Below are 13,285 nucleotides of genomic sequence, written 5' to 3' on the forward strand. Positions count from 1 at the left end.
GCCTGGCTGATGCTCATAGGCATCGTGGTCAATCAGGGCTACACCTGTCGTCCTGGGCAACCCTCTGTCACCCAGCGGTTCAAGGAGAGCCTCATGAGCCAATCGGACATTCCCCCGGGCTTCAGTCCCTGGCCTCGCAGCAGCCCGATGCTGGAGCTGATCGGCCCGGTCTATGGGCGTGGCAGTGGCCGTGAACTGCGCCTCGGCCTGCGCGCCGACACCCGCCACGCCAACGGCCGGGGTACGGTGCATGGCGGCATCATCGCCACCCTGGCGGACATCGGCATGGGCTACGCCATGGCGTTCTCCAGCGAGCCGCCGTTGCCGCTGATCACCGCCAGCATGACCCTCGACTACCTGGGGGCGGTGCAGGTCGGGGAATGGATCGAGGTGCGCCTGGAACATGCCAAGCGCGGCCGGCAGATGGCCTTTGCCACCGTGGTGCTGCGAGTCGGCGAGCGTGAAGTGGCCCGGGCCAGCGGCGTCTTCGCCGTCCCAACCGCAGCCCTGTAGCCGCTGCTGAGCCTGCGAAGCTGCGCCAAGGTCCGCAGGACCTTGCCTGGCAATCGCCAGCCAAACCTCTATCGATCTTGAGCACCCTGCGTCCCTACGGGCCGTGCGCAGCCTGCGGCAGCGGCTACAGTTGCTTCCAGTCCAGGCCGAAGCGCGCCAGGTATTTGCGCAGGCGGTCGGCGTCGTTGGGGTTGGCCTTGCCCAGGCGTGACACGCCGAATAGCCGGCGCCCGGCGTCCGACAGGCTGTCGGCGCGACGGCATTCGGCAATCACCGCCTTGAGCTGCAGACGGTCGAACAGGTCCAGCTCTACCTCGTCGCCCAACAGCGCCTGCAGTTCATCCTCGGCATTTTCCAGGCCCCAGGCGTGGCGCAGGCGCTGGATTTCCTCCTCGACCTGGGCCTGGTCGATGCGTCCGCTGTCGGCCAGGGTGGCCATGCGGGTGATGGAGGCCGACAGCTCGCGGAAGTTGCCCAGCCAAGCTGCTTCGCTGGAGCTGGCAAAGGCCAGGTAGCGGCGCCGCGCCTCCAGGTTGAAACGCACCAGTTGCCCTTGCTCCCGGGCGTGACGCTCCAGTTCGAAATCGATGTTCGGCTCGATGTCCTCGCGGCGTCCCGCCAGCCCCGGCAGGTTGAAGGTCCAGAGGTTGATCCGCGCATACAGGTCTTCGCGGAACAGGCCCTGGGCCACCCGGCCGCGCAGGTCGCGGTGGGTGCCGGCGATGATCAGGAAGTCACTCTCCACTTCCTGGTCCGCGCCCATGGGGAAGAAGCGTTTTTCCTCGATGGCCTTGAGCAGCATCGCCTGTTCGTCCAGTCCCAGCTCGCCGATCTCATCAAGAAACAGCATGCCGCTGTGGGCCGCCCGCAGCAGGCCGTCGCGGGCGTTCTGGGCGCCGGTGAAGGCGCCCTTGATATGGCCGAACAGCGCCGACATGGCACCGTCGCCGCGCAGGGTGGCGCAGTTGACTTCAACAAAGCGTCCCTGCACCTGGTGCCGGCCGCGCTTGAGTTCATAGATGCGCCGGGCCAGGAACGACTTGCCGGCACCGGTGGGGCCGATCAGCAGCATCGGCGCCTTGGAGCGCACGGCGACCCGCTCGATCTGCTCGATGGAGCGGTTGAACGCCGGGTTGCGAGTGGCGATCCCGGACTTGAGGAAGGCCAGGCCTTCCAGGCGCTTGTGGGCAAAGCGCGAGGCGATGCGGTCGTAGCGCGACAGGTCGAGGTCGATCAGCGCATGGGTGCCGGTGGCGTGTTCGCTGGGGTCGCGGCGCCGGGCTGGCGAGGTCTGGATCAACCGGGCCGGAAGGTAGCGCGCCTCGGTCAACAGGAACCAGCAGATCTGCGCCACGTGGGTGCCGGTGGTGATGTGCACCAGGTAGTCCTCGCGCTCGGTATCGAACGGGTAGGCGTTGGTGAAGTCGTGCAGGGCGCCGTACACCTCTTCAAAATCCCAGGGGTTGTTCAGGCCCATGGGGTGCAGGCGCACCTCGGTTTCCGGCGACACCTGGCGCACGTCGTTGGCCACCCGTTCGGCCAGGCTGATATCCCGGGCGTCCAGGCCGTGGATCAGTTCCAGGCGGTTGATCAGCACGTCCTGCTGCTGGCACAGGCCGACCGTGGGCCGCCAATGGCTCCAGCGGTTGGCACCCTTGCCGACGCGATCGAGGGTGGAACCGACAAAACCAATGGCGACCGTGGGCTTGCTCGACATGTTTATACCTGAAGATAAAAAGCGATAAGCAAAGATATAAAATTATCGAGGCGTTTGTCTTGTTGAATGCTCAGTGAAAAAGCGATTAAAAATAAAAACGTTATAAATCAATAATTTAAAAAATAATTTGCCGGAAAAACAAAACCTGGCACAGCAGCTGCAATGTATCTGGCAACGAACGAGACAACAGAGCGAGACGCCAAGATGGCCAACTTCCAGCTGTTCAACACCCAACAGGCAAAAGCGCCAGTGAGCACCACCCTGAACGCTTCCAAGGCCGGGGCTTATGCCTACAACGCCAAGCATCGCCTGGCCCAGCTGGCGGTCACCGGTTGCCTGAACTCGACCTTCTACACCTCGCCTGAAGGTCAACTGGACGCGGTGCTGCAACTGGTGAGCCAGCTGGACAGCCGCTTCGTCGCCCAGGCCGCCCGTTACGCTCGGCAGCAAGGCCATATGAAGGACATGCCGGCGCTGCTGCTGGCGGCGCTGACCGCACAACGCTCGGCCCTGGTGCCGGAGCTGTTCGCCCAGGTGGTGGACAACGGCAAGATGCTGCGCAACTTCGTGCAGATCCTGCGCAGCGGCGTGACCGGGCGCAAATCCCTGGGGTCGCAGCCCAAGCGCCTGGTGCAGAACTGGTTGAACAGCGCCAGCGAGCGTCAGCTGTTGCAGGCCTCGATCGGCACCAAGCCGTCCCTGGCGGACGTGCTGAAGATGGTTCATCCCAAGCCAAGCGATGCCTGGCGCGAAGCCTTCTTCGCCTGGGTGATCGGCAAGCCGGTGGATGTGCAGGCGCTGCCTGAGCTGACCCGCGACCTGCTGGCGTTTCGCAGCGGGGCGATAACCCAGGTGCCGCAGGTGCCGTTCCAGTTGCTCGGCAACGAGACACTGAGCGCCGAACAATGGGCGGCGCAGGCCCGCAACATGGGTTGGCAGGGGCTGCGCATGAACCTCAACACCCTGGCCCGCCACGGCGCGTTCCAGGTGCCGGGTTGCAGCGAGTACGTGGCGGCGCGGCTGGCGGATGCCGATGAAGTGGCCAAGGCCCGGGTTTATCCGTACCAACTGCTGGCGGCCTACCGCATGGCTGGTGAGGACGTACCGCAAGCGGTCCGCGAGGCGCTGCAGGATGCCCTGGAGCTGTCCCTGGCCAACGTCCCGGCGCTGGCGGGCCACGTGGTGGTCTGCCCGGATGTCTCGGGCTCGATGCACAGCCCGGTCACCGGCTATCGCCAGGGCGCCACCACCGCGGTGCGTTGCATCGATGTGGCGGCACTGGTGGCGGCCGCGGTGTTGCGCAAGCAGCCGGCGGCGCGGGTCATGCCGTTCGAGCGGGGGGTGGTGAACATCCACCTCAACCCGCGGGACAGCGTGATGAGCAATGCGCAGAAGCTGGCGAACATCGGCGGAGGCGGGACCAACTGCTCGGCGCCCCTGGCGCAACTGGCCAACGCCAAGGGCCGCGTGGACACCCTGATCCTGGTCTCGGACAACGAGTCGTGGATCGATGCGCGGCGCCACGGCGCCACGGAAACCATGCGCCAGTGGGAGCGGATCCGGGCCATCAACCCGCAGGCGAAGCTGGTGTGCATCGATATGCAACCCGGCGCCACGACCCAGGCGCCAGACCGCGAGGACATCCTCAACGTCGGCGGCTTCAGTGACGCGGTGTTCGATGTGATCGAGCAGTTCACCGCGGGCAACTACGGTGCGCAGCACTGGGTCAAGGCGATCGAGGCGATGCCGCTCTGATCGCTGGAACATGAGATAAACCGTGCGCCGGCCAGCCGGCGCACACCACAGATTTTTTTGCTCATTGGCCCTGAATGCCGCTGTGACTACATCCAAAGGCGTCTCAGCAACTCTTGTCAGGGCCGGTGACGGTACGAATGCCAGTGGCTGTACATATTGGTTAAGCCGGTTCGAATCCGGCGATCAGTCACTCCTTTTGTCGTGCCACCTTTTTTGCAGTTTTTGCGACGAATGCGGATGGAACTACATCCAAGGTTCGAGATGCGGGTTCGATTCCCGCCGGTGCTGGAAAACGGCGCCGTGGTTCAATGGTCAGAACGCGAGTGCACCGTTTCATCGACTCCTTGTCGTCGCATCTTTTCCCCCCGCCTCGGCGGGATGGCAGCGAATGCCACGGGTACTACATTTTGTCGCGGGTTCGAGCCCCGCCAGCCGCAAGGCTGTAGCTCAGTCGGTAGAGCAAATGTGCCCGTTCCCTTGTCGCTGCCCGCAGGCCAGGCCTGCACCGATTGACCCGGCGAATGCCGGTGGAACTACAGGACAGCGTGGTCGCGGGTTCGAGTCCCGCGCACCGCAAGGTGCTAGCTCAGAGGCAGAGCGCGCTGCATGTTCCACCTTCACTGGTCGCCGTCTGTACCGAACACCGCAACGCCGTAGGAGCTGGCTTGCCGGCGAAGAGGCCCCTGAGACCGTCTGCTGCGCCCCGGCTCCTGCACACCCTATTGAACAAGGCCGAATCAGCGGCCACAGGAAAAAGAGTCAACGACATGGAACACAAGACCTACCAACTGCTGGAAGTCGCCAACGGCAAGCCGATCAAGATGTGGACCCAGGGCGTGCCCGTGGAAAACGAAGCGCGCCAGCAATTGATGAACACCGCGAAGATGCCGTTCATCTTCAAGCACCTGGCGGTGATGCCCGACGTGCACCTGGGTAAGGGATCGACCATCGGTAGCGTGATCCCCACGGTGGGCGCGATCATCCCGGCGGCGGTCGGGGTGGATATCGGTTGCGGAATGATCGCCGCCCGTACCTCGCTGACCGCCTCGGACCTGCCGGATAACCTGGCCGGATTGCGTAGCGCCATCGAGGCGGCGGTGCCTCACGGTCGTACTTCGCCCCGTAGCGGTCGCGATAAGGGCGCCTGGGGTGACGTACCGAATCAGGCCGACCAGGCGTGGGCGGCGTTGCATCCGCGCTTCAAGGCGATCACCGATAAGTACCCGGCCCTGGCCAACAGCAACAACCGCAAGCACCTGGGAACCCTCGGCGGCGGTAACCACTTCATCGAGGTCTGCCTGGATGAGGCCAACCGGGTCTGGTTCATGCTCCACAGCGGTTCCCGCGGCGTCGGTAACGCCATCGGCAACCTGTTCATTCACCTGGCCCAGGCCGATATGCGCCAACATATCGCCAACCTGCCGGACCGCGACCTGGCCTACTTCGAGGAAGGCAGCCAACACTTCGACGACTATGTGGAAGCCGTGGCCTGGGCCCAGGATTTCGCCCGGCAGAACCGCGAGCTGATGATGCAACTGGTGATCCAGGCCACCCGCCAGGTGATCAGCAAGCCCTTCGAAGTGGCGCTGGAGGCCGTCAACTGTCACCACAACTACGTGCAGAAGGAGCGCCACTTCGGTGAAGAGGTGCTGGTGACCCGCAAGGGCGCGGTGTCGGCGAAGAAGGGCGAGCTGGGGATCATCCCGGGGTCGATGGGGGCCAAGAGCTTCATCGTTCGCGGGCTGGGTAACGAGGAGGCGTTCTGCTCCTGCAGCCACGGCGCGGGGCGTACCATGAGCCGCACCAAGGCCAAGAACACCTTCACCCTGGCCGACCAGATCCGCGCGACCGCCCATGTGGAGTGCCGTAAGGACGAAGCGGTGATCGACGAAATCCCGATGGCCTACAAGGACATCGACCAAGTGATGCACGCCCAGCGCGAGCTGGTGGAAGTGCTGCACACCCTGCGTCAGGTGGTGTGCGTTAAGGGGTAGAACAATGGACGACATGGACGCCTTGATAGCGGCGCCGCCCGGCTGGCAGTACCAACTGAGCGACTACGAAGCCCGCCGCGTGCGGGAGGTGATGGAGGAGTTGGACCGGCACAGCGCCTGGCTGGAACTGAGCCGCTTTGGCAACGGTTTCGTTCGTCAGGCCGCCGTGCGCGGCCTGGCCGCACAGCCTTCGGCCGAGGCCCTGGCGGCCTTGCTGGAGCGCCTCAACGATTGGGTGCCCCAGGTACGCCAGGAGGCTGCCGCGGCGATCGAGGGGTATCTGGCACCCGAGCGCGCCGAGCTGCTGTTGCAGAGTCTGAAGCCGCTGCTGGCCCTGGCCGGCAAACAGCGCGCGGACCACGGCGCGACCCTGGAACGGGCGCGTGCGGTGCTGCAGCTGGCCCAGGTACGCGAAGAAGTTGAAGCGGCTTTTGCCGCTTGCCGTGGCAAGGCCGCGCGCTTTGTCTTCGAGCTGTTGCTCGAAGGGGCGCCGGATCGGACGGCGCTGCTGGCCCGGGCTTTGCGCCACAGCGAAGTCAGTGTGCGGCAGATGGCGGTGGATGCCTGCGCCGAGCTGCCGGCCGCACAGGCCGTGCCCCTGCTGGAAGAGGTGATGCACAGCTGCGGCGCCAGTGTGCGGGTCAAGGCGCTGCGCTTGCTGCTGCCGTTGCTGGCCGATCCTCGCGAGTATCTGAGTCAGGCCTTGCTGGACCCTTCGGGGGCCTTGCGTTGCCTGGCCCATTGGGCCGCGCCCCGTCACGGGCTGGACCCGCACGAGGTATTGCTGCAGCGGCTGCAACAGCCGGCACCACGGAACAAGCGTGCTTGGCTGGGCCTGTTGGGGCTGGTCAAGGAGCTGCAGGAACCCATGGCCGACGCCATGGTGCGACAGGCCCTGGCCTCGCCGGCCCCGAGTGTGCGCCGGCTGGCCCTGCAGACCCTGGGCGAGCGTGGCATGGCCGAGCAACTGGCGGCCCTGGACGACGCCTCGGACAAAGTCTTCAACTGCGCCCTGGGCCTGTTGCACGAGCAACCCTGGGCAGTCTTCGACGAGGTCCTGGAGCAGCGTCTGGACCAGCACTGGCACGACCTGCCGAAGGCGCGGCGCTGGGCCCTGCTGGCTCTCAAGCCGGGCTGGCGCCAGTTGGAATACCTGCTGTGGCGCCTGGGGCAGGGCGGCAGCGAGGCCGCCTATTGGCGTGAGACTCTGGCGCGCTGGTGCGATAGCCGCTACGGGATGTTCGATCCGGTCACCCCCAAGCCGCTGCGCGAAGCCATGTTGCAGCGTGTGCAGGCGATGGAGGCAGCCGGTGAATTGCCCGCAGGTTCAGCCAAGCGCCTGCTTTGAAAAATGGAGAGAGCCTTTATGCAGCCGCGGCCACTGTTGACCCGGATGGAAGATGAACACTGCCGCGCGCTACGCCAGCTACTGAAAGAGGTGTACTGCGTCTTCGATTTTGTGGTGCTGGCGGTCGAGCCCGAGGCTGAGGTGGATCAAGCCCTGCATCGCCAGGGCTTGCAGCACCTGTACCTGCAACTCATGGCCGAGCGCCGCGAGCGCTGGGAAATACTGCGCCAGGACCCGCGCTATGCCGACGTCGGCCTGACGTCGATGCGCTGGGAGCAGGAGCGGGCGGTGCCTGAGGCGCTCGGCCAAGAACAGGTCCGGCAGCTGGTCTGCGAAAATTTGGAGCCGCAGGAGTGGGCCTTGTTCCAGGCGTTTTACGACCCGCCGTATGGGACGCAGTTCCCCGGCGGCATCGAGCAGGCCCGGCAGGCGTTCGGCCACTGGTTGCAGGTGTTGGGGCTCGACCCCGCCGAGGGGCCGCATGTCATCAACTGGGTAGGCAACCTGGAACTGGACTTTCTGGCGCCGGACATGGGCCCGCACCTGCTGCCCTGGAGTGACTATTTCGACGAAGGCCTGGAGTGGTGGGGCGTCTGGTGCCTGACGGTGTGGAACCCCGTGCGCCGGACCCTGAGTGTGCTGGCTGCCAGCGCCACGGATTGAACAAGGAAAAAGGATCATGGAACACCTGAAGCACCATCCCCTGAGCCGCGCCATGCGCGAACGGGTATTGGCCGAGCTGGCGCGGATCGAGCGCGAGCGCAATGTGCAGGTGCTGTACGCCTGCGAATCCGGTAGTCGGGCCTGGGGCTTTGCCTCCACCGACAGTGATTACGACGTGCGTTTCGTTTATGTGGAAAAGCCCGAATGGTTCATCCAGGTGGATGCCGGGCGCGACGTGATCGAGCGGCCCCTGGATGACGAGCTGGACATCAGCGGCTGGGAACTGCGCAAGACCCTCGGGCTGTTGCGCAAGTCCAACCCGACCCTGCTGGAATGGCTGGATTCGCCCCTGGTGTATCGCAGCGAGCCGGCCGCCGCCGCGCGCCTGCGAGAGCTGGCGGAGGCGTTCTACAGCCCGCCGGCGGCGCGCAATCATTATCTGTCGATGGCCAAGAAGAACTTTCGCGGTTACCTGCAAGGCGAAAGCGTGCGTTTCAAGAAGTACTTCTACGTGCTGCGGCCGTTGCTGGCGGTGCGCTGGATCGACCAGGGTCGCGGCCGACCGCCGATGACCTTTGCCGATCTGCTGACCACGGTCGAGCATCAACCACTGCTGGACGAGGTGGCCGAGCTGCTGGCCTTGAAACGCAGCGCCGAGGAGTCCGCCTACGGGCCACGACGCCCGGCACTGCACGCCTTTATCGCCGCCGAGCTGGAGCGCCCGGTGCCGAAGCTGGCGCGCACCCATGAAGACAACGCGTTGCTGGACGCTTACCTGCGGGAAACCGTCCGGCACTACGCCTGAGGAATGAGATGAAACAGGATGTAATCGAACTGGACGGCGCCATCGGCGGCGGCCAGGTACTGCGCAGCGCCTTGAGCCTGTCGATGCTCAGCGGCAAGACCCTGCGTATCCATAATATTCGTGCCCGGCGCAGCCGCCCGGGGCTGCTGCGTCAGCACCTGACGGCGGTGCAGGCCGCGGCCCAGGTCTGTGGCGCCAAGACCTCGGGGGTCGAACTCGGCTCCCAGGCCCTGACCTTCGAACCGGGGCCGATCCGTGGCGGCGACTACCGCTTTGCCATCGGCACTGCGGGCAGCTGCACCCTGGTGCTGCAGACCCTGCTGCCGGCCTTGTTGCATGCGCCGCAGCCCAGCCGTGTGAGCATCAGCGGCGGCACCCACAACCCCCTGGCGCCACCGGTGGATTTCCTCCAGCAGGCCTGGTTGCCGTTGCTGCGGCGCATGGGCGGGCGGGTGGAACTGCAATTGCTGCGCCACGGCTTCGTCCCGGCCGGCGGTGGTGAGCTGGAGGCCTTTGTTCAACCGTCGGTGCTGCAGCCCCTGCACCTTGAGGAGCGTGGCGCTCTGTTGGGGAGTCGGGCCTGGGCGCTGAGCGCGGGCCTGCCCGAGCATGTGGCCGAGCGCGAGTTGCGTCGGGTGCACAATCGCCTGGAACTGCCTCGGGAGCACCTCACCCCGGTGCAGCTGGATGAACAATACGGCCCGGGCAATGTGCTGTTGCTGGAGTTCACCTTCGAGCACCTGACCGAGCTGTTCAGTGGTTTCGGCCAGAACAGCCTGCGGGCGGAAAAGGTCGCCGACATCGCCATCGATCAGGCCCGGGACTGGTTGGATTCCGGCGCGGCGGTGGCCGAGCACCTGGCCGATCAACTGCTGCTGCCCATGGCCCTGGCCGGTGGCGGCAGCTTTACCACGCCGCGCATGACCGAGCATCTGGAGAGCAATATCCGGGTGATCGAAGCCTTCCTGCCGGTGCGCATCGAGTCGCGCTTGCTGAGCGAGCAACGGCTGCGCGTGGAGTGTCACGCGCTGGTTTGACCTGTGTAGAGTGCTTCGGTCATCAAGGAGGTTGTCGCTATGTATCACTTGTACGGAGGCCGGGGCAGCGGTTCGGCCATCGTCGAGATCGCCCTGGAGTATTGTCGGGCGCCGTATCGCAGCATCGAGGCTGCGCCCTGGGAGGACAGCCCCGGGCGCGAGGCCCTGGCGCGGCTCAATCCACTGTTGCAGATTCCCACCTTGCAACTGCCGGATGGCAGCATCCTCACCGAAAGCGCGGCGATCCTGATCCACCTGGGCCTGGAGTTTCCCGACTCCGGGCTGCTGCCTGCCCAGGCATCGGCCCGGGCTCAGGTGATTCGCGGCCTGGTGTACATCGCCGCCAACTGCTATTCGGCCATCGGTATTCTCGACTACCCGGAGCGCTGGATCAGCGACGCCGACGAGCCGCTCAAGGCGCGAGTGCGCAGTGCCACGGCCGATCGCCTGTTGCGCAGTTGGGAGGTGTTTGCCCAGCAGTTCGCTGCACGACCCTTCCTCGGTGGCGCGGCGCCGGGTGCCCTGGATATCCAGGCGGCGGTGGTGTCCCGCTGGTCCGGCGCCCGTGAACATCTGCGCGGCAGCCATCCCGATTTTTTCGCCCTGCTGCAACGCATCGACCACGAGCCGCCCATCGCCGCGATCCTGGCCCGCCACTGGCCCTGCGCATCCTCATCGTAGGCGCTGGCTGGCCAGCGGAGGCGTCCCTTACAACGATGCAGGGCTCAAGGGCCTCTTCGCCAGCAAGCTGGCTCCTACAGGTGTGTGCGGTGCGGCGGATGATCGTAGGAGCTGGCTTGCCAGCGAAGGCGCCGGCAAGAACGCCGCATAGCCCAGGGCTCTGTTCGCCGGCAAGCCGGCTCCTGCAAGGGGCGGGCAGTAGTCAGGAAGTGGAGGGCAGTGGGTGAAAGTCATCGGTATGCGGGCGCAAAACTCTTATACTCCGGCGCTTTATTTTCCCTAGCCAGCCAGAGGAACGCACCGTGGCCAACGAACCCGATCAGGATTTCTTCAACCGCGCCGACGCCATCATCGAGTTGACCAACTCCCACATCGCCGACAGCAGCCGCGGCAAGGCCAGCGCCTCGCTGATGTATGCCAACGCGCGCTTCAGCGCCTGGGTCAGCGCTTGCGGTTGCCGCAATGTCGAGGAACTGGTGGCGGCCAGGCAACAGGCGGTGGACTATTTCGTCGAGGAATTCCGCCTGATGCTGGAAGAGAACCTCACCGACTACGTCGAGAACTTCGGCCGGTACATGACCGGCACGCAGGAGTGAAAGACCCGCTGCCGACGTTGCCAAAACAGCGGATTGTGTGATCCGCGTCACTCTTTGCTCAAGTGATCCGTGCTCCTGGTCGATAAGCTCTGATTGCCTATTGATATGGAGTTCGTCATGGCCTTGCTACCGGTTCGTCTGTCTCATCGTTTGACCCTCGGCAGTGTCCTGCTGTTGCTGTTCACGGCGTTGGCGGTTTTTGCCGTGATGACCTTGCGGGGGCAGCCCAGAGTGGTGGCGGCGAGCTCGGCATTGATTGAACAGACCGGCAGCGCCATCGTCCGCCAGCTGGCCTTGCAGTTGGCGGGGATCGAGGGCGTGACCGCCAGCATGGCCCATCTGCTGGAAGGGCTGCCCAAGGAGCAGGCGCTGGTCATGGCCACCTTGCCCAAGCTGATCGACCACGAAGGCGACAAGGCGATTGCCGGGGGCGGTATCTGGCCGGAACCCAATGCCTTCACCCCTGGGGTCGAGCGCCGCAGTTTCTTCTGGGCCCGCAGCGACGCCGGGCCCCTGGCGTTCTCCGATGACTACAACGCTGCCGGCAGCGCCGGCTATCACCATGAAGCCTGGTACACCGGCGCGCGCAACAGTGCGCCGGGGCGTTGCCTGTGGTCCGAGGCCTACCAGGACCCGGTGACCCGGGTGCCGATGACCACCTGCAGCGTGCCCTATCGCCAGGATGGCGCCTTCGCCGGGGTCGCCACCATCGACCTGCGCCTGGATGACCTGGCGCGCTTCCTCAAGGAGCAGGGCTCGGTCACCGGCGGCTATGCCTTCGCCCTGGATCAGGCTGGCAACGTGCTGTATTTCCCCGAGGCCCAGGCTGGCGCCGACGGGCAGATGCTCAGCTTCGAGGCCTTGAGCAAGCAGCAGCCCTGGTTGCATCCGGTGGCCGAGGCCCTGGCCAAGGCAGCGCCTGGCGGGCAGGTGCGCAGCCTGGATCTGGCAGAGGATGGCCGACTGCGGGAAGCGGCGCGGGTCAGCCTGTTCAGCATGCCCGGCAGTGGCTGGACCATTGGCCTGGTGACCCCGGAGCAGAAGGTCACCGGCCTGGCCCGGGCCATGACCACCGAGATCCTGGTGTTCCTGCTGCCGTTGCTGGCGCTGCTGTTGTTCTTCGCCTGGCTGGTCGGGCACAAGCTGATTGCCCAGCTGGAGGAAACCACCCAGCAGATCGATGCCCTGGGCCGTGGCCAGGCCACGGACAACGCCGAGTTACACGTGGCCCGGGCCGATGAGATCGGCGCCTTGCGCGGCGCGGTCAACCGCTATGCCGGGCAACTGCGGCAGATGCTGCACAAGATCGCCAGCGAAGCCCAGCAGTTGCAGAACGAAGCTGCGCGCCTGGGGGAGCTCAGCAGCACCCTGGCCCAACGCGCCGAGCAGCAACGCCAGGAAAACACCCAGTTGGCCACGGCCATCACCGAGATGTCCTCCAGTGCCCTGGAAGTGGCGCAGAACACCAACAATTGCGCCGACACCGCGCGCCAGTCCCTGGTGGTGGTGCAGGACGGTCAGCAGCGGGTCGCGGCCAACAGCCAGTCGATCCAGCAACTGTCCACGGAAATGGCCGAGGCCACCGCGGTGATCCAGCGCCTGGAGCAGGACAGCCAGCAGGTCGGCGCGGTGCTGGATGTGATCAAGGCCATCTCCGAGCAGACCAACCTGCTGGCCCTCAACGCCGCCATCGAGGCGGCCCGGGCCGGCGAGCAGGGCCGCGGCTTTGCCGTGGTGGCGGATGAAGTGCGGACCCTGGCTGGCCGGACCCAGACGTCGGCCAACGAGATCAGCGGCATGATCAGCGATTTGCAGCAGGCGTCACGTCAGGCGGTCCAGGCGATTCAGGCCGGTGAGGCGCGGACCCGTGAAGCGGTGGGCGAGGCCTCCGGCGCGTCGCAGGCACTGTCGAGCACCGTCACCAGCTTCGACGATATTTCCCAGCGCGCGCAGCAGATTGCCGTGGCCGCGCAGCAGCAGAGCCATGTGACCCAGGAGATCAACGAACTGGCGGTGCGCATCCACGGCATCAGCGAGGACAACGCCCGGGACGCCCAGGCCCTGGACAAGGTCAGCGAGGCCATGCAGGCCCTGTCCGGACGCTTGTCGCACCTCAGCCAGGGCCACAGCTGAGGCATTGCCTGCCCGGGCCGTCAGTGGTCCGGGCGGGTTTCAG

Annotated in this window: 11 protein-coding genes; 10 read left to right on the top strand and 1 reads right to left on the bottom strand. The window is 65.5% G+C overall.

Annotation, left to right across the window (positions count from 1 at the left end):
* The first annotated feature begins 93 nt into the window (after window positions 1-93).
* Window positions 94-513: a PaaI family thioesterase gene (locus tag GWQ44_RS25660; protein WP_275928540.1), complete on the top strand. Its 420-nt coding sequence runs from the start codon at window positions 94-96 to the stop codon at window positions 511-513.
* A 124-nt stretch (window positions 514-637) separates the two neighbouring features.
* Here the strand turns inward: GWQ44_RS25660 and rtcR are convergent, their stop codons facing one another.
* Window positions 638-2,230, bottom strand: coding sequence for an RNA repair transcriptional activator RtcR (rtcR, locus tag GWQ44_RS25665; RefSeq protein WP_275928541.1), 1,593 nt, complete (start codon window positions 2,228-2,230; stop codon window positions 638-640).
* A 204-nt stretch (window positions 2,231-2,434) separates the two neighbouring features.
* Between rtcR and GWQ44_RS25670 the strand changes: the two genes are divergently transcribed.
* From GWQ44_RS25670 to GWQ44_RS25710, 9 genes are all read left to right on the top strand, one after another.
* A complete protein-coding gene (locus tag GWQ44_RS25670; protein ID WP_275928542.1) occupies window positions 2,435-3,985 on the top strand; it encodes an RNA-binding protein in 1,551 nt (516 codons plus the stop codon).
* A 767-nt stretch (window positions 3,986-4,752) separates the two neighbouring features.
* Window positions 4,753-5,979 (top strand): RtcB family protein, encoded by a 1,227-nt coding sequence (locus GWQ44_RS25675; RefSeq protein ID WP_275928543.1) that lies wholly within the window; start codon window positions 4,753-4,755, stop codon window positions 5,977-5,979.
* Window positions 5,980-5,983: 4 nt separating this feature from the next.
* Window positions 5,984-7,327: a PBS lyase gene (locus tag GWQ44_RS25680; RefSeq protein WP_275928544.1), complete on the top strand. Its 1,344-nt coding sequence runs from the start codon at window positions 5,984-5,986 to the stop codon at window positions 7,325-7,327.
* A gap of 18 nt (window positions 7,328-7,345) precedes the next feature.
* Entirely contained in the window at window positions 7,346-7,990 is a 645-nt protein-coding gene (locus GWQ44_RS25685) for a hypothetical protein (protein ID WP_273923151.1), read from the top strand.
* Between the two features lie 16 nt (window positions 7,991-8,006).
* Window positions 8,007-8,795 carry a nucleotidyltransferase domain-containing protein gene (locus GWQ44_RS25690; RefSeq protein ID WP_275928545.1) on the top strand — a complete coding sequence of 263 codons (789 nt, stop codon included), beginning with the start codon at window positions 8,007-8,009 and terminating at the stop codon, window positions 8,793-8,795.
* Between the two features lie 8 nt (window positions 8,796-8,803).
* Window positions 8,804-9,832, top strand: a complete 1,029-nt coding sequence (rtcA, locus tag GWQ44_RS25695; RefSeq protein ID WP_275928546.1) for an RNA 3'-terminal phosphate cyclase — start codon at window positions 8,804-8,806, stop codon at window positions 9,830-9,832.
* Between the two features lie 39 nt (window positions 9,833-9,871).
* Window positions 9,872-10,513 carry a glutathione S-transferase gene (locus GWQ44_RS25700; protein ID WP_253165993.1) on the top strand — a complete coding sequence of 214 codons (642 nt, stop codon included), beginning with the start codon at window positions 9,872-9,874 and terminating at the stop codon, window positions 10,511-10,513.
* Window positions 10,514-10,815: 302 nt separating this feature from the next.
* The gene (locus tag GWQ44_RS25705) at window positions 10,816-11,109 is read left to right on the top strand and encodes a DUF3144 domain-containing protein (RefSeq protein ID WP_016962980.1); all 294 of its coding nucleotides are present in this window, start codon (window positions 10,816-10,818) and stop codon (window positions 11,107-11,109) included.
* Between the two features lie 117 nt (window positions 11,110-11,226).
* Window positions 11,227-13,242, top strand: coding sequence for a methyl-accepting chemotaxis protein (locus GWQ44_RS25710; RefSeq protein WP_275928547.1), 2,016 nt, complete (start codon window positions 11,227-11,229; stop codon window positions 13,240-13,242).
* Window positions 13,243-13,285 lie beyond the last annotated feature (43 nt).

The sequence above is a fragment of the Pseudomonas sp. 3MA1 genome (assembly GCF_029237275.1).
GTDB classification, from domain to species: Bacteria; Pseudomonadota; Gammaproteobacteria; order Pseudomonadales; family Pseudomonadaceae; genus Aquipseudomonas; species Aquipseudomonas fluorescens_AP.

Excerpts from the sequence above, each read along its gene's own strand:
- GWQ44_RS25680 (WP_275928544.1), top strand. The coding sequence starts at position 5,984 with ATGGACGACATGGACGCCTTGATAGCGGCGCCGCCCGGCTGGCAGTAC.
- rtcA (WP_275928546.1), top strand. The coding sequence starts at position 8,804 with ATGAAACAGGATGTAATCGAACTGGACGGCGCCATCGGCGGCGGCCAG.
- GWQ44_RS25670 (WP_275928542.1), top strand. The coding sequence starts at position 2,435 with ATGGCCAACTTCCAGCTGTTCAACACCCAACAGGCAAAAGCGCCAGTG.
- GWQ44_RS25675 (WP_275928543.1), top strand. The coding sequence starts at position 4,753 with ATGGAACACAAGACCTACCAACTGCTGGAAGTCGCCAACGGCAAGCCG.
- rtcR (WP_275928541.1), bottom strand. The coding sequence starts at position 2,230 with ATGTCGAGCAAGCCCACGGTCGCCATTGGTTTTGTCGGTTCCACCCTC.
- GWQ44_RS25700 (WP_253165993.1), top strand. The coding sequence starts at position 9,872 with ATGTATCACTTGTACGGAGGCCGGGGCAGCGGTTCGGCCATCGTCGAG.
- GWQ44_RS25685 (WP_273923151.1), top strand. The coding sequence starts at position 7,346 with ATGCAGCCGCGGCCACTGTTGACCCGGATGGAAGATGAACACTGCCGC.
- GWQ44_RS25690 (WP_275928545.1), top strand. The coding sequence starts at position 8,007 with ATGGAACACCTGAAGCACCATCCCCTGAGCCGCGCCATGCGCGAACGG.
- GWQ44_RS25710 (WP_275928547.1), top strand. The coding sequence starts at position 11,227 with ATGGCCTTGCTACCGGTTCGTCTGTCTCATCGTTTGACCCTCGGCAGT.
- GWQ44_RS25660 (WP_275928540.1), top strand. The coding sequence starts at position 94 with ATGAGCCAATCGGACATTCCCCCGGGCTTCAGTCCCTGGCCTCGCAGC.